General features: G+C 41.5%; 20 protein-coding genes and 1 CRISPR repeat array. Of the genes, 10 read left to right on the top strand and 10 right to left on the bottom strand.

All coding sequences use genetic code 11. The features are described 5' to 3' along the window. Positions 1-114 precede the first annotated feature (114 nt). A complete protein-coding gene (locus tag I8751_RS07335) occupies positions 115-1,887 on the top strand; it encodes a ribonuclease J (RefSeq protein ID WP_214438515.1) in 1,773 nt (590 codons plus the stop codon). A gap of 300 nt (positions 1,888-2,187) precedes the next feature. On the opposite strand, the gene I8751_RS07330 is transcribed toward I8751_RS07335, so the two are convergent. Next, a complete protein-coding gene (locus tag I8751_RS07330) occupies positions 2,188-5,400 on the bottom strand; it encodes a glycoside hydrolase family 15 protein (protein WP_214438514.1) in 3,213 nt (1,070 codons plus the stop codon). Between the two features lie 229 nt (positions 5,401-5,629). Next, positions 5,630-6,545: direct repeats of the CRISPR family, unit length 37 nt; unit sequence GTTTCAATCCCTGATAGGGATTTTAGTTAATTGGAAC. Between the two features lie 388 nt (positions 6,546-6,933). On the opposite strand from I8751_RS07330, the gene I8751_RS07325 reads away from it, so the two are divergent. The 3 genes from I8751_RS07325 (at position 6,934) to I8751_RS07315 (ending at position 9,760) form a co-directional block, all read left to right on the top strand. Then, positions 6,934-8,991 (top strand): FAD-dependent oxidoreductase, encoded by a 2,058-nt coding sequence (locus tag I8751_RS07325; protein ID WP_214438513.1) that lies wholly within the window; start codon positions 6,934-6,936, stop codon positions 8,989-8,991. Between the two features lie 116 nt (positions 8,992-9,107). Further along, positions 9,108-9,431 (top strand): ATP-dependent Clp protease adapter ClpS, encoded by a 324-nt coding sequence (gene clpS / locus I8751_RS07320; protein WP_214438512.1) that lies wholly within the window; start codon positions 9,108-9,110, stop codon positions 9,429-9,431. 5 nt (positions 9,432-9,436) lie between these two features. Then, positions 9,437-9,760 (top strand): DUF2103 domain-containing protein, encoded by a 324-nt coding sequence (locus I8751_RS07315; protein ID WP_214438511.1) that lies wholly within the window; start codon positions 9,437-9,439, stop codon positions 9,758-9,760. Between the two features lie 20 nt (positions 9,761-9,780). Here I8751_RS07315 and I8751_RS07310 read toward each other — a convergent pair whose 3' ends face one another. The 4 genes from I8751_RS07310 to I8751_RS07295 all read right to left on the bottom strand — a co-directional run bounded on the left by I8751_RS07310 (position 9,781) and on the right by I8751_RS07295 (position 16,213). Beyond that, entirely contained in the window at positions 9,781-10,101 is a 321-nt protein-coding gene (locus I8751_RS07310; RefSeq protein ID WP_214438510.1) for a hypothetical protein, read from the bottom strand. Positions 10,102-10,436: 335 nt separating this feature from the next. Then, complete coding sequence (psbA, locus tag I8751_RS07305; RefSeq protein ID WP_214438509.1) at positions 10,437-11,519, bottom strand: photosystem II q(b) protein; 1,083 nt, start codon at positions 11,517-11,519, stop codon at positions 10,437-10,439. Positions 11,520-11,675: 156 nt separating this feature from the next. Then, positions 11,676-13,175, bottom strand: coding sequence for an MBOAT family O-acyltransferase (locus I8751_RS07300; RefSeq protein WP_214438508.1), 1,500 nt, complete (start codon positions 13,173-13,175; stop codon positions 11,676-11,678). A 32-nt stretch (positions 13,176-13,207) separates the two neighbouring features. Further along, positions 13,208-16,213, bottom strand: a complete 3,006-nt coding sequence (locus tag I8751_RS07295; protein ID WP_214438507.1) for a DUF1574 family protein — start codon at positions 16,211-16,213, stop codon at positions 13,208-13,210. 212 nt (positions 16,214-16,425) lie between these two features. Between I8751_RS07295 and I8751_RS07290 the strand changes: the two genes are divergently transcribed. The 3 genes from I8751_RS07290 (at position 16,426) to I8751_RS07280 (ending at position 20,232) form a co-directional block, all read left to right on the top strand. Then, complete coding sequence (locus I8751_RS07290; protein WP_214438506.1) at positions 16,426-16,656, top strand: hypothetical protein; 231 nt, start codon at positions 16,426-16,428, stop codon at positions 16,654-16,656. Between the two features lie 109 nt (positions 16,657-16,765). Next, complete coding sequence (gene ppc, locus I8751_RS07285; protein WP_214438505.1) at positions 16,766-19,846, top strand: phosphoenolpyruvate carboxylase; 3,081 nt, start codon at positions 16,766-16,768, stop codon at positions 19,844-19,846. Positions 19,847-19,977: 131 nt separating this feature from the next. After that, positions 19,978-20,232 (top strand): hypothetical protein, encoded by a 255-nt coding sequence (locus I8751_RS07280; RefSeq protein WP_214438504.1) that lies wholly within the window; start codon positions 19,978-19,980, stop codon positions 20,230-20,232. Positions 20,233-20,311: 79 nt separating this feature from the next. Here the strand turns inward: I8751_RS07280 and I8751_RS07275 are convergent, their stop codons facing one another. After that, entirely contained in the window at positions 20,312-20,698 is a 387-nt protein-coding gene (locus I8751_RS07275; RefSeq protein ID WP_214438503.1) for a hypothetical protein, read from the bottom strand. A gap of 187 nt (positions 20,699-20,885) precedes the next feature. Here I8751_RS07275 and I8751_RS07270 point away from each other — a divergent pair, with 187 nt between their 5' ends. Next, on the top strand, positions 20,886-21,191 hold the full coding sequence (locus tag I8751_RS07270) for a small RNA NsiR4-regulated ssr1528 family protein (RefSeq protein ID WP_214438502.1): 306 nt from the start codon (positions 20,886-20,888) through the stop codon (positions 21,189-21,191). Between the two features lie 76 nt (positions 21,192-21,267). Here I8751_RS07270 and I8751_RS07265 read toward each other — a convergent pair whose 3' ends face one another. Further along, positions 21,268-22,689 carry a DUF3370 domain-containing protein gene (locus I8751_RS07265; protein WP_214438501.1) on the bottom strand — a complete coding sequence of 474 codons (1,422 nt, stop codon included), beginning with the start codon at positions 22,687-22,689 and terminating at the stop codon, positions 21,268-21,270. A 230-nt stretch (positions 22,690-22,919) separates the two neighbouring features. On the opposite strand from I8751_RS07265, the gene I8751_RS07260 reads away from it, so the two are divergent. Both I8751_RS07260 and I8751_RS07255 read left to right on the top strand, forming a co-directional pair. Beyond that, positions 22,920-23,306: a hypothetical protein gene (locus tag I8751_RS07260; protein WP_214438500.1), complete on the top strand. Its 387-nt coding sequence runs from the start codon at positions 22,920-22,922 to the stop codon at positions 23,304-23,306. Continuing rightward, entirely contained in the window at positions 23,306-23,638 is a 333-nt protein-coding gene (locus tag I8751_RS07255; protein ID WP_214438499.1) for a hypothetical protein, read from the top strand. Before I8751_RS07260 ends, I8751_RS07255 begins: the two co-directional genes overlap by 1 nt. Before the next feature lie 25 nt (positions 23,639-23,663). Here I8751_RS07255 and I8751_RS07250 read toward each other — a convergent pair whose 3' ends face one another. The 3 genes from I8751_RS07250 to I8751_RS07240 all read right to left on the bottom strand — a co-directional run bounded on the left by I8751_RS07250 (position 23,664) and on the right by I8751_RS07240 (position 25,702). Next, positions 23,664-24,095, bottom strand: a complete 432-nt coding sequence (locus I8751_RS07250) for an NUDIX hydrolase (protein WP_214438498.1) — start codon at positions 24,093-24,095, stop codon at positions 23,664-23,666. Positions 24,096-24,103: 8 nt separating this feature from the next. Beyond that, positions 24,104-24,556 carry a DUF3531 family protein gene (locus I8751_RS07245; protein ID WP_214438497.1) on the bottom strand — a complete coding sequence of 151 codons (453 nt, stop codon included), beginning with the start codon at positions 24,554-24,556 and terminating at the stop codon, positions 24,104-24,106. A 207-nt stretch (positions 24,557-24,763) separates the two neighbouring features. Beyond that, the gene (locus I8751_RS07240; protein ID WP_214438496.1) at positions 24,764-25,702 is read right to left on the bottom strand and encodes a Sll0314/Alr1548 family TPR repeat-containing protein; all 939 of its coding nucleotides are present in this window, start codon (positions 25,700-25,702) and stop codon (positions 24,764-24,766) included. Positions 25,703-25,806 lie beyond the last annotated feature (104 nt).

The following is a 25,806-nucleotide window of genomic DNA, read 5'->3' as shown; positions in this document are numbered from 1 at the left end:
ATCTGATTAAAATTTAGCTGTTTCTAGCATAGACAGCAAAATGTTGCCTTTCATACAAGATCGCTAACTTTGAATTTATTAACACTAAAAAACAAGCAAAAATCTAAGGAGAAAATGGTAAAAAACGAAACTAGCTCCGCCCTAAAGATTATTCCCTTGGGTGGTCTGCATGAAATTGGGAAAAATACCTGCGTTTTTGAATACGATGACGAAATTATCCTGCTAGATGCAGGATTAGCATTTCCTACAGAGGCAATGCATGGAGTAAATATTGTCCTACCAGATACAACTTATTTACGGGAAAATCGCCACAAAATTAAAGGCATGATCGTTACTCACGGTCATGAAGATCATATTGGTGGTATTGCTTTTCACCTGAAGCAATTTGAAATACCTGTGATTTATGGGCCGAGACTAGCAATGGCAATGCTAGAGGGGAAATTAGAAGAAGCAGGAGTGCGCGATCGCACTGAATTAAGAACAGTCCGCCCCCGCGATGTCGTGCGGCTTGGTAAACATTTTGTTGTAGAATACATCCGCAACACCCATTCTATTGCCGATAGCTTTACTGTAGCGATTAACACTCCCCTTGGTGTAGTGATTCATACGGGAGACTTTAAAATAGACCACACTCCCGTCGATGGTGAAAACTTTGACCTGCAACGACTAGCAGAACACGGCGAAAAAGGTGTACTTTGCTTGTTGAGCGACTCAACTAATGCAGAAGTACCAGGATTTACACCTTCAGAACGTTCAGTTTACCCCAATCTTGATCGGGAATTTGGCAAGGCCACGGGACGATTGTTTGTCACTACCTTTGCATCTAGTGTGCATCGCATCAACATGATTTTGCAGTTGGCGCAGAAGCATAACCGGGCAGTGTCAGTTGTGGGTCGTTCCATGCTGAATTTGATCGCTCACGCCCGCAATCTGGGTTACATCAAGTGTGATGATAGCGTGTTTCATCCATTGCACGCAGTACGTAACATGCCTGATGAAAAGGTACTAATTTTAACTACTGGCTCTCAGGGTGAAACAATGGCAGCCATGACCCGGATTGCCAATAAAGAACACCCCCACATCAGAATCCGTCCAGGAGATACAGTTTTATTCTCTGCGAATCCGATTCCTGGTAATACTATCGCTGTGGTTAACACCATCGATAAGTTGATGATTCAGGGAGCAACAGTAGTTTATGGTCGGGACAAAGGTATTCACGTATCTGGTCACGGTTGTCAGGAAGAACAAAAACTGATGATTGCTTTGACTCGTCCTAAGTTCTTTGTGCCATTTCACGGCGAACATCGGATGTTGGTGAAGCACGCGCAAACTGCTCAGAGTATGGGCATCCCCGCCGAAAACATGATTATTATCCAGAATGGCGATGTTGTGGAACTGACAGAAAATGCCATCCGCGTTGGTGGTAAAGTACCATCTGGTATAGAACTGGTAGATACTACTAGTTCCGGCATGGTAAGCGCCAAAGTACTGCAAGAACGGCAACGCATGGCAGAAGAAGGTATTGTTACGATCGCGGCTGCCATTGACTGGAATGGCAAGCTGTTGGCTAAACCAGAAATTCATCTGCGGGGTGTAGTTACAAGTGTAGAGCGATCGCTAGTACAAAAATGGGTACAACAGCGGATTGAAGAAATCCTTACCGTTCGTTGGTCAGAATTTACCCAACCTGGTGAAGGTGAACAATTAGAAGTAGATTGGGGTGGATTACAAGGAACTTTAGAGAGGGAATTACAACGCTCTATTCGTCGAGAACTGCAATGTCAACCATCCGTAACTTTGTTGATGCAAATTCCTGATGAGCCACCTGTAAAAGTTGCCGATGGTAGAAGACGGCGGACTCGGACTGCTGCTCAAGTAGCATCATAGGGATTTAAATTAAAAATCCTTACCTTAATACCTTTCGGTTAAGGGAGAAAGGGGGAAAAGAAAAATCTTTAACCCTTACCCAATAACTTTTCCCAAACCCCAATTCTTATACCAATTCAAATAATGTTTGTGACACATCAATTATTCGTAAGGGCAAAACATTGTTGTGCCTCTACCTAATCTGTCGCATTTTTTTAAATTGGTATCACCTAGATTCGGTTTTAATACCGTTAGTTTTAAAGTTTTTTGATCAGATCACAAAGACGTGATTCATCGCGTCTTTAACTTTAATTCGTCGTATCACATTACACTATCTTTGACAAATTCAGTTAAGAACCTGAACGCCTTGAGAATATAACTGACACAATCTCTAGGAGATGTATTGTAAAACGATCGCCATGCACTGGCTTTATCTTCGTCATAGCGATCGCCTCTTTCTGGATGTCCATCTAACCACGCCAATCGCACTGCGTGACCAATTAACACATCCAAAACGATATATTCTTCGATTTGCAGTCTAGGGTTTTTAGCAGCGATGGCCGCTAATTCCATTAAGGCTTCAATATTAACTTGGCGGTACTCTGGAGCTTCGATTTTATTTAGTAAATGTTCGACTAATAAAGCGAAATTTCTTTCTCCGGCTGTCATCTCCGATAGCATCACCTCACTATCTAAACGATTGCGGCGCTCTAATTTATCGCCAATTACTATCCCTTTACAATGTTTCATCAATAGCCAAACCTGCTGAAAAAAGTTTTTCGGCACGCGGTTTAGCGCTCCTTCGGCTTGGCGAAACCTACGCCAACCTCCTGCGGGAACTTCTATTTCTTCCTCTATTGTGGGTAGCACTACCCAAGCAATGTCACTTTCTTTTTGCTTAACGTGGAGTGATTCTTGTTGGCGCAACAGGCTACTCATACCTGTATAACCAGTTAATACCTGACGCAAGCGCATTTTTACTTCAAATGGTGAAAGTTCCATCAAGCGTTCATAAGCTTCATCTTGGGTAACATCTAATTGCCGTGCAAGTTCGCTAGTAATCAGCAAAATTAGATAACCGACTCTCAGCGTCAACAGTCCTTGAAATAGTTCCGGTTCTGATCTGATCAGGATACCAAGATAAATGAGAATTTCCTGTGTTAAAACGCGATCGCGGATATCTTCACGACAAAAATTATTAATTTTCTCAGTAATTTCACTATAAGACATGGGTACGGCAATGACTGATGCTTCGCTGTAAGCTCTACCCACGGCAATTTGCTTACCTCGTACCAAAATACTCGTCACCGTATCCGACAAGCCAATATCAACCATTTGTCGCAACCCCGCAGCCCGTCGTACAACTGCCCAAAGGCCTAAATCTCCAGCTTTGGTATACACTTCATCAAGTAAATCGGCTGTGCTAACACGAGATAGTGGCCCGCCAAATCCTGTATCAAAATCTAGTCCCTGCAAACGAGTTAAAGCCTGCAACAATTCAATTTGCTCGTAGAGATTTTCCGATGAGCGCAGAGAAGAAAGCAGTAAACTCAAATTAGTTTCGCACTCCATCTGAAATTCTTGGGTATGTCCCAAACGCCAGCTTTTGCCAGGATGGTAAGCCAAGTAATAGCAATGTGGTGCAGCATCCTTGACAGGAGGCTGGAAAAAATCGTCATCTTGGAGAAAATCAATTCGTTGAATTTTGGCTGTGAGCATTAGTTGGTTAAGTCGGCCTAATTTCACCTGCACACCGTTACAAATACCATCTTTTAGTTCTTGCATTAGTTCAAGTAATGCCTCAGAGCCAATTTCTAAGATGGTGTGCGTCAACATTAAAGTTAGGGTCGGACGACCTAATTCACTCCAATATTTTTGAATGTAAGCAAGTTCACTTCTAATTTGATCTAGTAGAAAATGGTAATCGAGAGTTAAGTAAAACTGTTGGGGGTCTAAAAAAGACGGCAAAAATACAATTGTTTCACCATGAATGCGAAAAATTCTAGATGTTGTTAAACTCCGTAGCCGCCGTACTGGTCGTCCAGTTAAACCGAGTTTGTCGTTACGTCCAATTTGGGTATAAATCGCTGAAAGTTCCCCGGCTTTTCTGACTTGAATTGGTTCTAATTGCTTGGGCGTTTGGGTTTCAATGCCGTGTACTTCTAGTTTTGCTTGTAAATCTTCATCTTCTGCTAGTAAGGCAATTTGTACCATAGACTCACGGTTTTTGCCTACACACAAGTATCTTCCTAACGGGTCAATATCTCCTATTGCCAGTAAACTTTCACTTAACATTTGACCGAGAAAATATAAACTCTGCGCCCACACCAAGGGGACATTTTCGTTAGGCAAACGGAGTTGACTTTGGGGTGCTAATTTTTCTGCATCTATGTTTTCTGCTGGCACATAATAAAGTTCCGGCAATAAATGCAAACCATCACGTTCTACAAGTAATGATTCTAAAAGTTGTTGATATTTTTGCACTTGCTGATGATTGCCTCGACACAATCCATCAAGAACTAAATAAGTGAAAAATAAAGGCCACTCACATTCGATATGTTCAAACTGCTTGAGTTCCCACGGTTCATAATGTAAGCGGTGGCTGTCTTCTAGAACAGTTTGGTGTCCGTCGCGCAAAAAGCGTTTGCAGCCGTATTTTCCTTGCAGTTTATTGATAATCTTATTGAGAGTGCGATCGCGTAATTGCTCATCTTCAACTGCAAAGGCAGGATAACTAATAATACTCAACAGTGCTGCGTCAATTTCTTTAGAACCAGATTCTCTCGGTAATAGAGATTCTAGGGTAATGCGGGCGCGGGCAACTTCATCTGGCAACACATGAATTACTGATGCTTGACTACCACGCACACCAAATAAATCTAACCCATTAATAGCTTCTAATGCAGCTTTTGCCATGCCTACAGAACTGGCATTTAACTCAGCATTGCCACGATTAATTTTGTTACCTCGTTCCCATATCCCGTAATCTGGTGTGCGATATGCTCGTCCAATGTAATAAACCAGATTTTGGACAAAATTTACTTCATCAAGTGTATAAATTATTTGCAACCCTGAAGCGGTCATTTGTGCCAGCATCAGTAAAAATATAGATGTGGCATCCAGTTGCAAATGTCCCCATTCGTCATCACCAACTACAATATCACCAGTAGCGGTGTTGTATTTAGCATGTAATCCATTCAGTGGCGACTGAGCGTGTTTAAATTGCTCTACTTTATGAGCTTGTCGCATCATGGCAAACAGCAAACCTCGCATCAGCTTGGTGACACTGTGTTCTAGCTCATAAGTGCGTCCCTTGTCTTCGTCAACTTTACGGTATGCCAGTGCTAAACCCCAAACACCTAAGATACTGTAAACGTTGTCTCGTACCCAAGCATCTGTATAATCACCGTGAGCAGTTATCGCCGTACTTGCAGGTAGCAAGCCAGTAATCGGATTCTGACGTGCCAGGATAATTGTCTTGATTTGCTGGTAGTAATGTTCCAGTCGAGCTTGCAATTCTGTGGCTGTTTTCATAATCTCGATTCAAGGCAGCTTGCGAAATTTTACCCTGTAGCTTAGCTGCGAGGTAAATTATCTTATACCGTTTCTTTGTGAAGCTGCAATATATCTACCCCTTGGCTAGCGCCGCCCCTCTCAGGCATTCTACGCAGAAGTAACGGAAAAACGAACCACAGAGGACGCAGAGTACACAGAGAAATGATGTTTTGAGAGATTATTTGCGTTTTTTAGCTTCTTTTTTGCGGTTTCAATCCCTAATAGGGATTTTAGTTAATTGGAACACTTCTTCATTAGCTATTGCGTCTGAAAACTTAGTTTCAATCCCTGATAGGGATTTTAGTTAATTGGAACTTAATATCATTTAAATTATCATTGGGTTGTATTTTGTTTCAATCCCTGATAGGGATTTTAGTTAATTGGAACTTACCGATTTCGTTCTCTAATGCACGTGTATGGTTGTATTTTGTTTCAATCCCTGATAGGGATTTTAGTTAATTGGAACCTAAATTACCTAGAGCAAAAGATTTTGCACCTCTTAAAGTTTCAATCCCTGATAGGGATTTTAGTTAATTGGAACTCGAGAGATTCTATTGCAACTAACTCTGTCAGCAAGTTTCAATCCCTGATAGGGATTTTAGTTAATTGGAACTGGAATGTAGAGTTTTTTATGCCCCATCCTGTCTGTTTCAATCCCTGATAGGGATTTTAGTTAATTGGAACCTGAATCAGCAATTGATGAAAATGGTCACTTCAGTTTCAATCCCTGATAGGGATTTTAGTTAATTGGAACCCCCCAAGCATAACCATTGGTTTGTTAATCCCAGTGGTTTCAATCCCTGATAGGGATTTTAGTTAATTGGAACTCATTTTTTTCATTTCCTACCAACTTTTATATAGTTTTCAATCCCTGATAGGGATTTTAGTTAATTGGAACGGAGCCATTCGCTCGCAAGATATTCGCGCGGTCGATTTTCAATCCCTGATAGGGATTTTAGTTAATTGGAACAAAGGAAAGGGAGAAATATCAAAAGGTTATTTTAGTTTTCAATCCCTGATAGGGATTTTAGTTAATTGGAACTTACTGGTCAGAATATGAATATCCTATGGATTGGGGTTATTTTAGTTTTCAATCCCTGATAGGGATTTTAGTTAATTGGAACAGCCCGGAGTCCAAAGCATTGATATATTTGGTTTTCAAGGTGCAGTTGCGTCAACCTCAAATCAAAATAGCTTTTTAGACATTGGGTTGTCAAGAGTGACATTTATGAAATCACCTCAAAAGCTTACATAGCAAGGTTTAGCGTATTTGCGTCAACCTAAATTTTGGTGTAAGAGATGCAAAACCAGAAGGGGTAAGCTTTTGGAACGCAAAATTTCATCCTTGCTGTAAAACACCTACTGGTTGACGCTAGGCTTAGGCAAAAAATACAACTAAAGTCTAAATCTGGCAGATATTTAGCCTTTATTGTCTGAAATACCCTTGTGATGAACATTTGCTGGATGCTACCGTCTACAAGTTGACATCAGGATTAGAAAGAGTTTTAAATCATGAAGCGCAGACACAAAGTGGCCGGTCTCCAGACATCACTCATCAGTCTCAGCTTAATATCTAATTTATTCATACCTTACTCTACTATTGTTGCCGCGCCACCAAGGAACCCAGACAAAACTGTAGATTGTGAGATTTTGGTTGTAGGTGGTGGACTCTCTGGCGTTGCTACAGCTTACGAGGGGTTACTTGCAGGAAGAAAAGTTTGCTTGACGGAAATTACTGACTGGTTGGGAGGACAAATTTCTTCTCAGGGAACATCAGCATTAGATGAACGACCAACTCAGCGAATGCGTCAATTCTATTCTCGCGGTTATTTGGAACTGCGCGATCGCATTCAACGCAAGTACGGTCAACTCAACCCTGGTGATTGCTGGGTAAGCGATTCATGCTTTCTTCCCCGCGATGCCCACAACATTTTGACTCAAATGCTCAAAGATGCTGAAAGACGAGGCAAAGGTAAGTTGGAATGGTTTCCCAATACAGTAGTTAAGGAATTAGAAATTTCACCCGCTAGTAAAGAAGATAGCAAAGTAGGTGGACAATTAATTAATAGTGCGATCGCCATCCAACACCAACCAGCAAAAAGCGCACCAGCAATTAACACCTTTCCTTTATCTAATACCATTGAAGATGCTTATCGCTACGAAAACTCTTCGCGATTTACCAAAAATATTATCCGTCTCGTTCCCAGGCAAAATAAAGGAAATGCTCCTAAGTGGTACGTTGTAGATGCTAGCGAAACCGGAGAAATAATAGCCCTTGCTGATGTCCCTTACCGATTAGGCATTGATGCTCGTTCTTACCTAGAACCTTCTGCTTCTAGCACCACAAATGACCCCTATTGTACCCAAGGCTTTACTTACACTTTTGCAATGGAGGCAACCAAGGAACCGCAACCGCAGAAAATGCCGCCATTTTATTTACAATATGCCCCATATTTCAGTTATGAATTACAGCGACTAGCTAACTTTGATTTACTTTTTACTTATCGCCGTATTTGGAGTCCCAAGAAAGGGCAAGCAGCAAAATTTGGTGGGGTCAATTTTACTACTCCTACGCCTGGGGATATCTCCATGCAAAACTGGACTTGGGGCAATGATTATCGTCCTGGCACTGCTAAAGATAACTTAGTTTACACTCGCCAGCAGTTGCAAGCCACGGGGCAGTTAAAACCAGGGGGCTGGATGGGGGGACTGCGAACAGCAACCCTAGATAAAGCAGAAGAAAATGCTCTCTCATTTTATTACTGGCTAGTCGCTGGCACTACAGATTCCCAACTGGGAGAGGGTGTGAAACAACAGCAAACAAATAACCGCTTGTTATCAGGTTTAAATTCCCCTATGGGAACGGTGCATGGTTTATCAAAATATCCTTATATGCGGGAAGGAAGGCGGGTCATTGGACGACCCAGTTGGGGACAACCTGGCGGCTTTGGAATTTGGGAAATTGATATTTCTCGCCGTGACTACAATGATGAGTATTATCGCAATACTCTACCCGCAGATATGTATCGCCGATTAAAAGCAGCACTTGCAGGTTTGGAAGCAGTATCGGTAATTGAAGGTAAAGTTTCGCCAGACCAAGCAATGCGGCGGACTCGTTCTACGATTTTCCCCGATGCTGTAGGTATAGGTCACTACGCAATAGACTTTCATCCTTGTATGACACAAAGCCCACCAGAAGCCCCTGGTAACACAGAACGCCCAGGTGAAAGACGCGGTGCTGGTCAAGCTTATCCCTTCCAAATTGCCCTACGGGCAATGATTCCCCAAAAAATTGATAATTTATTGGTGGGAGGTAAAAGCATTGCTACTAGCCATATTGCTGCTGCTGCCTATCGAGTACACTCTTTTGAATGGTCTGCTGGTGCGGCTGCGGGAACTGTTGCAGCTTTTTCTTTGAAAAATGCTGTTGCACCCTATCAACTAGTAGATGATTTACCCAAAGCAGAACCACAATTACAAGCGCTCAAACGTCTGTTAGAACAAAACGGCAACCCTACTGCTTTCCCTGATACGTCAATTTTTAACCAAAACTGGGATGATTGGAAGTAGTTAGTTGTCAGTTGTTAGTAGTCAGTTGTCAGTGGTTAATAGTAACTGGCAACTGACTATGGATTAAACTAGTTATTTGAATGTAATTTTGTAAAATTCTGTTGGTTAAGTGTTTTATGGTTACAAGACTTTCGGCTGTTTATGGGATGGGTACAGCACCAACTGTAGCTCCTGAACGGTCTAATCAAGTTACCCGTAAGCTTTATCCGAACTACAAAGTGATTGTTTTAAACGATGATTTCAACACTTTTCAACACGTCGCTGATTGCTTGACGAAATATATCCCTGGAATGACAAGCGATCGCGCCTGGGAACTAGCAAATCAGGTACACTATGAAGGGCAAGCGATCGTCTGGGTCGGCCCCCAAGAACCCGCAGAACTTTATCATCAACAGCTGCGCCGAGCTGGTTTAACAATGGCTCCTTTAGAAGCAGCTTAATTATCATGGGCAAACCCAAAGCAGAATCTCTCTCAACCGCTTCTCGCAAAGATGGCAGACTAGTCTGGAATCACTCAACTCATATTTCTGGTCTCATCCCCATTTTAGAACGGCTTTGTCAGCAAGACGGCATCCAAACTGTCACGCCAGGAGTGATTGGACGGGTGAGGGGTCATTGTCCAAAAATGCAACTGCGTGTGTCTGTGCCTATTCGGGGTGGTTATAAAGTTATTGCTAGACAAGGTAAAACAGTACAAGAGGTTTTTATCCTGACCACTTTAGATCAGGATAAATTTGAAGATGCTATTGCGATCGCCATGAAAAATTAACTAGTTTAATAGTCTAATGACTATTCTTCAACTTGATGTACTGCAAATTTGTGTAGTGGCAGACTCAGTATGCAAGAAAAAGTTAAAAAATATGACAAAGCTGTAGTTATCTTCAAAGTCATAACTAGATTTTCCCAGTCGGGTAAAATCATCTTCTCCATGCCAAAAGCAACACAATAAACTAACCAGTAAGAAAAGCTCATTCTAAACAGAATCTGTTCCGTTTCTTCTAAATCATCTTTTGACTGTTTGTCATTCCAAAGTAAGACTAAACCTACAATACAGGCAACGAAGGAAACAGCAACTACAAACTCGTGACACAAAACATTTATTGAATGCATTTGCGTTGATCCCAATCTTTTCAATTGAGATTCAGTCTAAAGGAATATTCCTTGGGGTTACACAAAACAGTAACAAACTGCAATAGAAGACTACACTTTATGTTAAAAAATGCAACAAATACGCTATTTTTATCAAGTTAAATATTTTTATAGCGCTTTCCTTGCCTATTGAATATACAAAATTATCTGCCTTGATCTTCTTTTCTCGGCAGTTAATGATTTATTGCTGTACCTCACGAATAAATTCTATGGTGTACACACCAGTTAGTGCTATCAAAACCAAAAAACGCCCCCCGTTACCGGGAGGCGTTTTTAATTTAGCTAGGACTTAAAGATTAGCCGTTGATTGCAGGTGCAGTTAAAGCAACAGGAGCAACATCACCAGCAGCCAAGTCTAAGGGGAAGTTGTGAGCGTTACGCTCGTGCATTACTTCCATACCCAAGTTAGCGCGGTTGATTACATCAGCCCAAGTAGCGATGACGCGACCTTGAGAATCAATTACTGATTGGTTGAAGTTGAAACCGTTGAGGTTGAACGCCATTGTGCTGATGCCCAAAGCGGTGAACCAAATGCCTACTACTGGCCATGCAGCCAAGAAGAAGTGCAGTGAACGGCTGTTGTTGAAGGAAGCGTATTGGAAGATTAAACGACCGAAGTAACCGTGAGCAGCTACGATGTTGTAGGTTTCTTCTTCTTGACCGAACTTGTAACCGTAGTTTTGTGATTCGGTTTCGGTGGTTTCACGTACCAAGGAAGATGTCACCAAAGAACCGTGCATTGCAGAGAACAAAGAACCGCCGAATACACCAGCCACACCTAACATGTGGAAGGGGTGCATTAAGATGTTGTGTTCTGCTTGGAACACGATCATGAAATTGAAGGTTCCGGAGATACCCAAGGGCATACCATCAGAGAATGAACCTTGACCAATTGGGTAGATCAAGAATACTGCGGTAGCTGATGCCAAAGGCGCTGAGTAAGCTACACAGATCCAAGGACGCATTCCCAAGCGGTAGGACAATTCCCACTGACGACCTAGGTAGCAAGCGCAACCGATCAAGAAGTGGAAAATTACCAATTGGTAAGGGCCACCGTTGTACAACCACTCATCTAAGGAAGCTGCTTCCCAGATTGGGTAGAAGTGCAAACCGATAGCGTTGGAGGAAGGTACAACTGCACCAGAGATGATGTTGTTTCCGTAGATCAAAGAACCTGCTACTGGTTCACGGATACCATCGATGTCTACTGGAGGTGCAGCGATGAAGGCAATGATAAAGCAGGTGGTAGCGGCTAGCAAGGTAGGGATCATCAATACGCCGAACCAACCGATATAAATCCGGTTTTCAGTGCTGGTGATCCACTCGCAGAACCGTTCCCATACATTGGCGCTAGAGCGCTGTTGTAAGGTTGTGGTCATTGTTTATAAGTGCGGTAATTTTTTACAAATGAATCAGGAGGATTAACTATCCGCCTGTCTTAATAAACTTAACATGAATTTACGTTTTTTTGGTAACAATTATTTTATGTCTTTTAATTTAGTAATTAGGTTTACTTATAGATTGTGTGCTTTCTGTTAAAAATCAAAATAGATGTAGGGTAAGCTGCCTTCAGGAGCTAATAGCCAAACCGCGTAGAGGCATAGGGGTACGAAGACAAGCTTGAGGGGCCAGTTTAATCCTAACTTCAGCCTACCGTTGAAAGCATAAAGTATACCCATCAGGGCAGCTAACATCAATAGCATCCCAGTAAGTTGGTATTGACTTATATTCAGGGCTTCTACATAGACCTTTTGAGCAAACTGTGCGTCGGCAGCATGACCCCAAAGGTGTTGAATTACTAAAGAAGAGTCTTGGAGGTTCGGTAGACGAAACCAAATCCAAGAAGTAAAAACCATTAATTGAGTCAAAAGCCAAGCTATGACTATACCTAAAGGATTTTGCCAGAAATGTTCTAATTTTTCATGGTGATCGCTCATTGCATCTGTTAGTCTATGCACTGCTAAAGCTAATCCGTGGTACGCACCCCAAACTACAAAGCCCCATGCAGAACCATGCCATATACCAGCTATTAGCATCACAACGAACAAATTCCAGCAAGTACGAGTCAAACCCTGACGAGAACCACCTAAAGGAAAGTAGATATAGTTACGTAGCCAATCTCCTAAAGTCATGTGCCAACGCCGCCAAAATTCTGCAATGCTAGTACTGAAGTAGGGAAAGTCAAAATTCTCAGGTAAAACTAAGCCGAAAAGCAAAGCACTACCACGGGCAATGTCTACATAACCACTAAAATCTAAATACAACTGCAACCCATAAGCAAATGTAGCTAACCAAAGATCAGCACTACCTGCTCTTTGCAAATTGCCAAAACACAAATCTACGAAAATTCCTAAATTATCTGCAAATATACCTTTTTTAACTGCGCCCCTAGCAATTAACCACAGTGCTTCAGCCACCCTGTCAGATGTGGGAAAGTGCATTGTATTAAACTGAGTTACTAAATTGTGGTAGCGAGTAATCGGCCCTGAGATCAGTTTGGCAAAAAATAATTTGTAGGTGGCAAATTTGAGAAATTGTTCAGTAGCAGGCGCACCACGATACACATCTATTAAATAAGCAATGCACTCAAAGGTAAAAAATGAGATTCCCAAAGGTGCAATAAATTTCAATGAACCTTCTGGCGAATTGATTTGCAGATGAAAAACCAACTTTAATATGGCGGGGAGATACTTAAAAATTAGTAACAATAAGACATTTAAAATTATACCCAGCCATAACAGTTTTAGACGGCGACGATTCCAGTCTGCTTGAGCAAACTGCCACTCTTCATTAGAAATTTGCCAGTCAAGAGAGTGTTGTCCTGGTGAAGTGTTGTTGCCAATTTCTCGACCCAAGCGGAAATTAATAAAAGTTAGGGCTAATAGTAAAGGTATATACTGAATACTTAAAGATGCATAAAAAACAAGGCTAGCAATCAGCAAAGTACATAGACGTAACCGCTGACGATCTAAAGACCAATAAATTACTAGTACACTCAGCAAGAACAGTCCGTAAGAAATTGAGATAAAGTTCATGGTTTAGTTAATGAGCATAGGGCATGGGGTGTTTACTTTGTAGACCAAGGAATCATTGGATCTTTAGCTAACTTTTTCGAGACTTCGTAAGCACCGAAACGATTGAGGTGGCTGGGGTCAGAAAAATAGTCATTTTCTTTTGGCCAAAGTTCGCTCAAATCTCGATAGATAAAGTTGGGGCTGGTAGCTAAACGCAACATATATTGCTGGAATTCTTGTTCATGCTTTGTGCGTACTATGTCTAAGTAGTCTGCGGTCAGAGGCATGTTAACAAATACTAGAGAAATTTTTTGAGATTGGGTAAATTGCAGCATTTCTTGGAAGGCTGCCTCTTGTTCTCCTCCTAATTGGAAAGACTTATAATCGTTATCGTAATTTCCTGTAACTCTGGAGTGTTTTTGATAGTATCTAACAGGATTAAAACGTACAGATAAAGGTAAGAAACCATCGAAATCGACTGCTTGTTCAGAAGTTTCTGCTTCTAAACTTTCAGTTTTAGATTGTGTTTGTGATGTCATAGTCTGATGACGATCGCTCACCAAAGGCAAAGATATCAACTGTTTGTACAGTAAATTTTTCAGATGGTCGCGGTTAGGATAGCTGGCAGAAATACCTGCTAATGCCTGATTTAACAACTGATCTAGAGCTTGATAGCTGCTAATCTCTGGCTTTTTATCTGTTTTAGTTTCTTCATCAGAGTTTGCAGGTTTTGGGAGTGAGTCATCACTAGTTGCAGTTGTTTCTGCTTTTTCCAACACTTGTTTATAACCATTTGAAGCAGCGATCGCATTAAATGTGATGTCTTCACGACCGCTATTAAAAGCACGGGAACCATCTGCCCAAATAATTAGTTTCGGTAATTCCGATGGTTTTAAAATCTGGCGAATCAAAAAATCTACAACTTGGGCTGTAGCACCATTAATACCAAAATTAAATACATCAATATTTGGATAACCTTGATTTGCTAAAGCTTTAGAAAGTGCAACCGGGTCAACTCCCCTTAAAGCGCGTGAAGAACCAATAATTAATACTTGTGGAGGATTACCTTTATTAGCTAGCCGCTGTTTATACAATGCTAACTGCTCATCTAATTGCCTAATATTAAAACTAGACCTTTGCGATCGCGCTGCTAACAAAATTGCTGCGGCGTTAGCTTTTTGTTTCAAGGGTGGCGCTGTTAAATTCCGGGGTTGGTTTTCATCATCTTGAGTAAAGCCAGAAGCATTAAATACATTACCTTTACTCTGAGAGGGTCTTGTTCTAGTAGTGCTGGTAAAAAAGACTTCGCTATCACTATGGCTATCTTCAGACCTAGATGATGGGGATGAAGTACTTGTTATCTGTGGTGAACTTGGTGTAGTACGAGCAATAATTCGACCTAAAATCCAATCAGTTTGCAGGGTGAGCAATAATCCCAGCGTTCCCCAAATCAGTGCAACATTCAGTCCTTGAGTATAAAGGTTTTGCTGGGCTGAAGAGTCAGTTGCGGTAAATATCTGGGTTGCTAGCAACCACTTTTTCACTTTGGCTGTTGCAGTTGTTGTCCAATCTCGCGCTACTTCTGTGACAAAATTTTGAACTTCTTCAGAGGTTAAATCAGCGCGGAAAATTGGTTCACTATTCTCAGTACTTAAAAGGTCATTAACGTATTCTGATGTTGCAGCAAATTCTGGGGTAGCTTCTGGAACTAAACGTTGGCGTTGTGACAAATCTACGCCATAATGCCAAAAAGGTTCTTTATTACCAGCACGGCGGCCGTAGACACGCACTCCTGTAATCCCAGGCAGTTTTAACTGGCGTACAAACTGGGTAACTTTATTGGCTACTTGTTTGCGTGTTGGGCAAACAGGGGCATCACACATAATATGCAATAAATCCCCCTTACGAAGCAGAAGTACACGAGTACCGCCTGTTTTCAAACGCCAATCCAAATCAGAATTGAGTAAACGCTCTAGTAAAAAAATAATCGCTGGTTCATCCCCAGTAATTGCTAACTCTAAAGCTGAAGTTGCTAAAGCTGGATGTTCCGCAGCAGGTAAAGATAGCCAGTCAATCCATGCTGGTTCTTTTTCGTCTGTTTTTTGACCGTAAACAGTAGCGGCAAGAATACCTTGAGGAGCGATCGCTTCTAGTTGAGGTAGAATCGCTGCTAAACACCGTGTCTTATCCGGCTCTGGGTTATCTTCTGAGGAGTTGGCTGCTGGGGTACAAAATATATGTAGAGTTGATTCTTTAAGAGAAGCTTGTACAGCCACCTTTAAATTAGACAATACCTCAGTTAATAACCTAGCGATCGCTTGTATATCTCCCCAACGTGCCCATTCCTTGAGCATCAACTCTGGCGGCGTTAAATCTACCCGTAGCAACCAATCGGGTGTGGTTTCGCCATTCACTTGCAAAGCAATTACCGCGTCTTGGTAGCCAGAAAGTTTCAGGTTTCGTAACTGCTGTGCTACTGGTTCTGCTAGCAAAGAGGGATCAGGACTATAGCTAGTCTGGCAAAATATCCATAGGCGATTTATCTCGGTTTGAGTGCCATCTTGAGGTTGAGATGGCTGAATTTTGACATGCACCGACACGCCCAATGGACTGAGAGTTTCGCTGAGATAGCGAGCAATGGCGTTTGGATCGCCTCGGCGTGCCAAACTTTCGTTAGAGATGATCAGCGCCCCGCCCACAGCCGTAGACTTTTCTGAGTCTTGTAAGGCTAGATCTACCTGCTCTATATGACGTTCTAGCTGATTTAAATAAACCCGATGACACCATTTGGGGCGATGTTCCCCTTTCTTCCGTCCATAGACAAATACTTGGTATATTGAGGGTTGTTCGTTACTTGTTAAGACATCCAAGTCTGTTTGCTGTAGGGCGCGAAGCAAGTCAGACAGAGTGCGCCAGCGTTGAGGACACTCTAAACCTTCACAAAGAATGTGGAGGTCGTTTCCCCGCAACCGGATTTTCACCCCGAAAGAGTTGATTCCTGTTGCTTGGCTGACCCATTGCACTAAGGATTGCTGGCTATCTGGTAACACTGTTTTCATGGGCAGTTAACTTTACAGGAAACGAATATTGGGGGGTAGTGCCTGCACTTGTAAACTAGAAACATAGGTTTATCATACTTTGCAGTTTTTTTTTAACACTTTTGTTACCTTCTTAGCTTGCAAAATAGACCAAGATAGTCTTGTATGGTTGCAAGTTGCACAGACATTGAGTTTTGCGTTTCATTTTACTGCCCAACAACTAAGAATTAGCAATGCCTCCTACAACCACAAACTCCTCACAGAATACCGAATCCAATCTGGCTTTTTTTAGCATTCCCCAATTTCTCCTCTCAATGGGTACAGGGTCTATACTACTGCTGCTGACCACAGGAAAAGTCACTGTAAAAGCACTAGAATCTATGGGACAAGCAAGTGAAGAATTGTTTCGAGGTGATCGCTTGCCCATTCTCCCTTTCCCCGATGACAACGAATTAAACCAGTAAAGCTAAAAATTATACTTAAAAATTAAATTGCCCCAGGTAATTAACCTGAGCATAAATCGCCAATACTAATTGAATGTAAACAGTCATCGGCTTTACAACAGCAAAAAATATGAGTTCTATTTTATACTCTTGGTCTCAAACTGTTAATTTCTATCCAGCGTCGGAATTATTTTTGCGCCATCGTCTCCAAATAGTGGAGGAATTGTGGGAGTCAGTACTCCGGCAAGAATGTGGACAAAAGATGGTGGATCTATTGCGGCAATTGCGCGATTTGTGTTCACCAGAAGGACAAGCTACAAATGACCAAGCCGATTCTGCCGTCAAGCTAATTGAGCAACTGAACATCAACGAAGCAATCAGGGCAGCTCGCGCCTTTGCTTTGTATTTTCAGCTGATTAACATCATAGAGCAGGAATTTGAACAACAGCAGCAATTAGCTCGCTATTCTCAAGTCGAAACAGAACTGGTGCATCAAGAAACCCAGTCAAATGTTACCTATTCCTCAAATCAAAAAGAAGATGATCCGATTGTCAATAGAGGTATAGGTGCGGACTTGCTAGCTAAAAGTTGGGTTGCCAAAACCCCCGAAAAACAAAAAGGTACTTTTGCTAACTTGTTTCCCCATTTATTTAAATTAAATGTGCCACCCCAGCAAATTCAACGCCTGATTTCGCAATTGGATGTGCGCTTGGTATTCACAGCTCACCCTACGGAAATTGTGCGTCATACTATCCGGGATAAACAACGGCAAGTAGTAGAACTCCTACAAAAGCTAGACACAGTGGAAAACCACTCTGATGGTACTTTAGGGGGTTATCCTTGGGAATCGGCTGAAATCCGAGAAAAATTGCTGGAAGAAATTCGCTTGTGGTGGCGTACAGATGAACTTCATCAATTTAAACCGACAGTTTTAGATGAAGTCGATTATGCTTTGCACTACTTCCAAGAAGTGTTATTTGATGGTATCCCCCAATTATATAAACGTTTAAAATATGCTCTAAATCAGACCTTTGCTTGGTTAGAACCGCCGAGTAAAAACTTTTGCTCTTTTGGTTCCTGGGTAGGTTCAGATAGAGATGGTAATCCATCAGTAACACCAGAAATCACCTGGCAAACAGCTTGTTATCAGCGCAAAATGGTTCTGGAGAGATACATCCAGTCAGTGAAGCAACTGATTGAGTTATTGAGTATATCAATGCACTGGAGTGATGTCTTACCAGACTTACTGGAGTCTTTGGAGTTAGACCAGTCGCAGTTAAGTGATGTTTATGATGCACTAGCGCTGCGTTATCGCCAAGAACCTTATCGACTGAAATTGGCTTATGTGTTGAGACGGTTGGAAAATACCCGCGATCGCAATATTGCTTTATATAACCGAGAAACCCCAACCAATGATGATACCCCGATGTATCGTTCGGGGTTAGAATTTTTGTCAGAACTGCGGTTAATTCAACACAATTTAACTGAAACTGGTTTAAGTTGTCGGGAGTTAGAAAATCTGATTTGTCAGGTAGAAATATTTGACTTTAATCTTACCCAGTTAGATATCCGCCAAGAATCATCTCGTCACTCTGACACACTGAATGAAATTCTAGAATACCTGCAAGTATTGCCCCAAGCTTATAACGATCTCTCAGAAGCACAGAGAGTTGCTTGGCTGACAAGTGAACTGCAAACCCGCCGGCCATTAATTCCAGCAGAATTGCCATTTTCTGAAAAAACCAACGATGTCATTCAAACTTTTCGTGTTGTGCGATCGCTGCAACAAGAGTTTGGTGTCAACATCTGCCAAACTTACATTATCAGTATGTGCCGCGAAGTCAGCGACGTACTAGAAGTTTTGCTCTTAGCCAAAGAAGCTAGGCTTTTCGACCCCGCCATTGCTGTAGGAACAATTCAAGTTGTTCCCCTATTTGAAACGGTAGAAGATTTGCAGCGCTCTAGAAGTGTGATGCGCCAATTGTTTGAACTACCGTTATATCGTGCTTTATTAGCTGGTGGCTACGAAAATATCCAAACAGCAGATTCATCCTTCCCTGCTCCCGTTACCTCCACTGCTCCCTCTTGTTCTCCTCTCTCCCCAAACTTACAAGAAGTCATGCTGGGGTATTCTGACAGCAATAAAGACTCTGGTTTTTTAAGTAGCAACTGGGAAATTCATAAAGCTCAAAAGTCACTCCAGACAATTGCCGAAGGATACGGTCTAAATCTGCGAATTTTTCACGGACGTGGTGGTTCTGTAGGACGTGGTGGCGGCCCTGCCTATGAGGCTATTTTGGCTCAACCAGGTCATAGTATTAATGGACGCATCAAAATTACCGAACAAGGAGAAGTTTTAGCTTCCAAATACTCCTTGTTGGACTTGGCTTTATACAATTTAGAAACCATTACCACTGCTGTAATTCAAGCTAGCCTTCTGCGGACTGGGTTTGATGATATCGAACCTTGGAATGAGATTATGGAAGAATTAGCAGTGCGATCGCGTCAACATTATCGCAATTTGATCTACGAGCAACCAGATTTTATTGACTTTTTCCACCAAGTCACTCCAATTGAAGAAATTAGCCAACTGCAAATTAGTTCCCGGCCGGCGCGTCGTCCATCTGGTAAAAAAGATTTAAGCAGCCTGCGAGCCATTCCTTGGGTATTCAGCTGGACACAAACACGATTTTTGCTGCCTTCTTGGTATGGTGTTGGCACAGCTTTGCAAGAATTCTTGAACGAAGAACCAGAAGAACACCTGAAATTGCTGCGTTACTTTTATCTCAAATGGCCTTTCTTCAAAATGGTGATTTCTAAAGCAGAGATGACCTTGGCAAAAGTAGATATGCAAATGGCACATCACTATGTCCAAGAATTGTCAAACCCCGAAGATATAGAGCGATTTGAGAAAGTTTTTGAGCAAATTGCTAACGAATTTTATCTGACAAGAGATTTCGTACTCAAAATTACTGGTCACAATCGACTTTTAGACGGTGATCCTGTATTGCAGCGTTCAGTACAGTTACGCAATGGCACAATTGTACCACTAGGATTTATCCAAGTTTCCTTACTCAAACGTCTGCGACAATCCCGAAATATTACTGCTACCTCTGGCGTAATTCACTCCCGTTATAGTAAGGGTGAGTTACTGCGAGGAGCATTGTTAACCATTAATGGTATTGCTGCGGGAATGAGAAATACGGGTTAAAAAGGCAGTGGTCAGTTGTTAGTGGTTAGTGGTTAGTTGTCAGTTGTCAGTTGTTAGTAGTCAGTTGTTAGTGGTCAGTGGTTAGTTGTTAGTGGAAAATAAGAAACAACTGATCACTAACATTTTAATAAATGGCTAAAAATCGAGTTTTAATTTGCACTTTTTTGGCACTGTCATCAGGATTTTTTGGTGGTTACATCGGTGGACAAATCACCCTAATGTTGCATAGTCAGAAGTGCCAAAGCCAGCCTTGGGGATTTCAACAGATGTGCAATGCTTGGGTGATGCCAGGGGCAACTTGGCAAGGTAGCACAACAGGCCTGTGGACAGGTACAATCCTAGGAGCATTTTTTGGTGGTTTGATCACACGCCAAGATCGCTATTAATCAAAAGTCCACACTAATTTTTCCTGACCACTGACCACTAACAACTGACAACTAACCACTGACAACTGACAACTGACCATTAACTATCTGTAGATGCAGTCCAAGATTGTAAATGATTCAAGGATTTCCAAGAGTTAGTGCTGGTATCAAAACATTGCCAAGTTCCATCTTTAACTTCCTGGTAGCAAAACAAAGTGCGATCGCAACCAGTGAGATTGTCAGTTAAATAGTATACAAGACCTCGAAAGGGATAAGTTTTACGGCTCAGACGTTTTGCAACTGCTTGATTTGGACATTCAACAATAATTACTGATTGTCCGTTCAGGTTAGCTAACGAAAATATACACATTCGCAAAATGGCTCTGAGCCAACTTTGGGTATTGTCAAAATAATCATCTATAATTTTGTTGGTCAGTGCTTTTTCGAGGATACGGTCTTCATTGTGAGAAGTTTGGGCGTTAGACACAGCATCACCTATCGTTACACCGTTGGTTTGAGATTAAACTAAAATCTTAAAAACTGACAAGTGTATACGCCCATATAGAATGTAACAGACCCAAAAATCATCTTTTATTTCCCAAAAAAGCCAGTGAAGCAGATCTGGTGTCAGCAAGGCTGGTAGAATCTACCCAGAGCTTTAAGAGCAAATTGCCATGTCTGCTGAAACTAACCAAGTAAATGCAACAACCAAGGGTGCTGATGCAATTGATGAAGCGATCGCCCAAGGAATTGATTTTGATGGTTCTCCCATTCCGTCTGCCAAGCTAGAACTATATAGCAAAGTCATGGCACTAGAAGCGAACAGACAACGCAGTGGTGTATCTAATACCATGCGATCGCGGATTGTGCGAATTGGTGCCAAGCACATTCCTCAGCCAGAACTTGACAAAATGCTTACAGATGCTGGTTTTGCCCCCTTAAAAGAGAAAGAGGTTGCTTTCTTTTACGGTGGTAAGTAAACGATAAATTCTATTTTATCTTTGTGACTTAGTGTTTGGTGTTAAACCACAAAGGCACTAAGGCACAAATTAAAATTCAATTTTCCAAAGTTCTGACAGTCAGCACTTGAGGCGGTGTCGAATCAGGTGGATAAATCAAATCTACCTGTATCTGGCGTTTAGTCGAGGGTGGCATTGTAACTTGTACCAATGGTTCTAATACTTGACCAGTTCTGTGCCAAAGATGCACGTAGCGTGTTTTTTGTTGCCCTTGGTCATCAGCATAACGTAACCTGACTGTGCCTCGGAAAAACGGAAAATCAAGGGATGGTTTGCGGAAACGCACGCCACCTTGAGATAATTTATTTTCCTTCAAGGGTGTTTCGAGGGTGACAGTAACAGTCTGGGTTTGATTGCTAGGATTGCTTAAAGGCAAACTGAGATTATATTCTACCCCATAGTTACCGTGCGCTTCGTATGCCGTATCTGGGTAGCGTGCCAGCATCTTGGCTGTTTGGATTTGTTCAGTACCCATTTGACCACCCCGCAGGGTATCTACAGTATAGGAAATGCCTTGACCACGCTGAGGAATTGTCAGATTACTAGCTTTAGCATTATCTTTAAGCATTGCTGACCACTGGGAACCTTGAGAAACACCAGCTACACGCCCATAAATCAGCACCCCACTGGTAGCATCTGGAGGAGTAGGGATTTTATCCCTTGACCCTGCAAAGTTTCCCGTATCTAGTAAAGTTTGCCATTCTGCGAGAGTAGGCGCGCGATCAGTACTATTAGAATTTTTTTTCGCAAACATTGCCAAACTAGCTGTATAAACTTTGCTGCTACTACGCAGCCGCATTAAGCTAGACCGACCATTTATAGGCTTTTCCAGATTCCCCACGGGAATAGGATGATTTAGCAACATCCGGCTTTTACCAGGAGGAATTACCAGCTTGGACGGAAAATCAGCTTGACGTACACCTCGTAGGATATCACTAACGGCACGATCGCCTGGCCCAGAGAATACCTTACCATCATTGTTTTCTACGTAAGGAGGCAAGGTGACAAAGGGTGCATCTTGCATCAAATAACTTGCTGCTTGCAACACATCTACTGTTACAGGTTTTTTACCTGGGTTGTGCAAAATTACCCCCAGATAAAGGGTTTGCAAGTCTTTGGGAGTATGAGAGTAGTGGTGGGCGAATAAATCAAAGCGCCCTTGGAAAGGAAAATTGAGGTGCGCGGCTGGGACTTTTTTCCCATTTGGGGGAAATGTAGAAAGTAAAATGCCTTCAGTTTTAACCCATTCTGGGCTATTGCTGTTAAAGACAGGTATGTTATCCAACTTGCCAGGTAAAGCCCTGACTTCCCCAGGTTGTACGATAATTTGGGGTGCTGGTTTGGGTGAAGTTTGGGCAACGACTGCTGAACTATTCTTATAAGTTGTACATCCCAAGCTTTGAGTAATAGCAAGTCCTAATAAAAGTGTAAATACAGGCGATGTTAGTTTAGCTGTCATAAATTTAAGATTCAAGCCAGTTGTGGTATCAAAGATGACTCATTCTAACTACAAGTTCCTAAAAGTGGATTTCTGATATCGCTTTTCGTAACTAACTGATGTATTTACACTCATCATTTTGTTGCTACAACTTGCTTTACTTGGATTACCATATTTAAAACACTTCAATTATCTATATCTCTACGTTAAATTTAGAGTAAATCGGGAATTTCAGCCTAGGGGCTAGTGCAATGGATATACTCATTGAATCCACAAAAGAATTTGAACAAGATTTAGAAAATTTTAGTAATACAGAAAAATTTAAGATTATTAAAAAGCTTAATAGATATGTTGAACTTATATCAATAGACAAAAAAATGTTCTACCAGAACAGTACACAATTAAGAAAAATTAGGCTAAATAAAAATTATGATTCTTCCATATATTCTCTGAAGATAAATGAAAAAATTAGGATAATCCTTACTATTGATGATGATCCAATTTTTGATCAAACAGTAATTACTTTATTTAGAGTAGTCAAAGCTGAAGACGCACCCAAAGCATATAATTCAGTTGCAGAGTTTATTTACCAAGACTTTACTGTAGAAAATCAAGAGCTTGAGGTTCATTCTACCTAATGTCACAAATCAAGCCTCTTTTAGATGAGTATGGCGTTATCCATGAAGCGATGAAGATTCTGCCAGAAGACCTAAAAATTGATTTTCTTGAGGCTATGGCTGAATTAGAAGATAATGAGTGTCACAGAACCAGAAATTTTCCTAAAACAAGACTGCATAAAGTAACAGGTATTAGACAAGCAATATATCGTGCCGACATAGATAAAATATCTGGATGGCGCATTCATCTTCAGTATATTGAAGGAAAAATTCATCTAAAAGACATCATCGAAGGTCAACAGCACGATGATATTATTAAAGTCATTAAATCAAAAAAGAATAGATATGAGTAGTAATTCGTAATTCGTAATTACACATTTACAAGTATTCAAAAAATACTTCTGGTACTAATCTAAATTCACCAGATTTAAAGCGATCAATATCTATCCAAAGTGCTTTGTGTTTATGAATTTCTGACTCAGAAAATATTAAGCTTTCTAATTGATAAAATTTGGAATCAGCAAAATCGCATTGATAAAGTTGAATAATTTCATGCCCTTGCCTACCGCTAAATGTAAACAAGTTTTCGATACAACCTAAATAGCGAATATTGGTTAAGTCTGCCTGAATTTCTTCTTGAAATTCCCGTTCTAAAGCTGCGCGGCTGGTTTCGCCGAAGTCAACCCCACCACCCAAAGCGCGATAAAATGTTTCTTGCTTTACGGGGTCGTAGCCTTCAGAAACAAAGATGCGTTCGCCGTCCCGAATCAGCCCCAAGGCTAACAACCGAATTTCACCTGGTTTGTTCATTTTTGCAATTAATTGTCGTACATAGAGTAAGAACGGCTGTCGCTATCTTCAACAGGCCAGTCTTCATTTTCCCCCCCCAAGTACAATTCTTCAATAGTTACATATTCTTCACTTACCTGTGTCAGGGCATTGATGAGAATATCAAGAGCGATCGCATCACTAGTTCCTAAGTCAAACCAGCAACGTGCCCATTGCCCCTCATATTCAAACTCGCCCATGTTGTGCATTAGTGCTAACAAGCTTTTGTTATACCCTTGTGGGTCATAAGGCATGTAGTTGAGATCAATTCCTGTTTCTTGCACCTGGAGATTTTCGGCATTAAATGCACCCAATTTACCCAGATAAAACCAGGAATTAAAAACCTCTTCTACATATTTCTTTTCGCGACCCGAAGGTATGGTGTTAAATTTCAGCCAAATCCATACATCAAATTGATTAAACTCGCGGAACTGAATTTGCATTGCGGTCAAATACTTTAATTACTCTCACTGAAAATTAGCATATCAAAGTAGGGCATGGGGAATAGGGATTAGGGGCTAGAGACTAGGGGCTAGTTAAAGGTAAATCACCCATGCTCCATGCCCCCTTCGGGTTCGCAGTCGCCTGCGGAGGGAAACCCTCCCGCAGCGCTGTTTCACCATGTCCCATGCTCTATGCTCCATGCTCAATTACCCACCAATATTTTTCAGACCATTAACAGCACCATTCCGTTCGCTTTCAATCTGTTTCACCAAATTGCCTGGAAGTTGGGACTTTTTAGTTAAGGCTTTGTCAAAATTGGCGATCGCTTCTTTCATGATTTGCTGGCTTTTTTCTCTTTTACCCTGTTCCTTGAGGATTTGGGCTTTGAGATAATAAATTTCTGGATTATTAGATGTTGATTTTAAAGCCCGGTTAGCATAATCCAGCGCCTGAGAGTACTGTTTTAAATCCCGGTAGGCAAGGGCAATGCCTCGATTAGCTAAATACTCAGGAGCCGCATTTGTCTCTAGCCGTTCAATCGCTTCATCTGGATTGGCAAAAGGTAGACTTACAGCTAACATCAAATCCATATAGCCCTTAACCAAATTCAATTCTGGATCTCTAGGAGAAATTGCTTCTGCTTTGTCTAAATATTGATACACTTGCCGTAGCCTACTTAAAGCTGTTGGCGCTCCTTTAACTGTACCTTCACGGTTAAGAACTGCTGCTCCCTCAAAAAAATGGCCAACAGCGGTGTATAAATTGCCTCTTAATGGATCAGCGGCAATCAACTTTTCTCCGGTTTCCAGGGTTTTCCGGCTGTAATTGTCTAATGCAGCCAAATCGTTATTAGCATAAGCTAAAGATGCCCTCATAGCATACGCTAGAGGTTCATTTGATTCACTAGATAGCGCTTCTTTCAAGTAACGCTCTGCCGCTGGATAGTCACCCTGTTGGAAAATTGCTTTAAAAGCTGCTTCTGTTTTGTCGCCAATTTGATGAGGTTCTCTAGTCCGAAATGGATCACCAGCAAGAGATGGATGTACCCACAGATTGAGTGCGATCGCAGCGCTAAAAGTTATCTGAGCCAGTCTAGTGAGTCTAGAAAACACCATTGGTTGGGAAATAGAAAACCGTTCAATCATTGCAGCCCTCAGAAAAATTGCGGTTGAAATAGTTGTATATGTTACTTAAAATGCAAAAAATATTCAGTCTTAACCTACTTCTGTTTCAGCCAAAAAATTCTATT

Source organism: Atlanticothrix silvestris CENA357 (assembly GCF_016056295.1).
GTDB classification, from domain to species: Bacteria; Cyanobacteriota; Cyanobacteriia; order Cyanobacteriales; family Nostocaceae; genus Atlanticothrix; species Atlanticothrix silvestris.
This window is presented reverse-complemented; position numbering and strand designations above follow the sequence as displayed.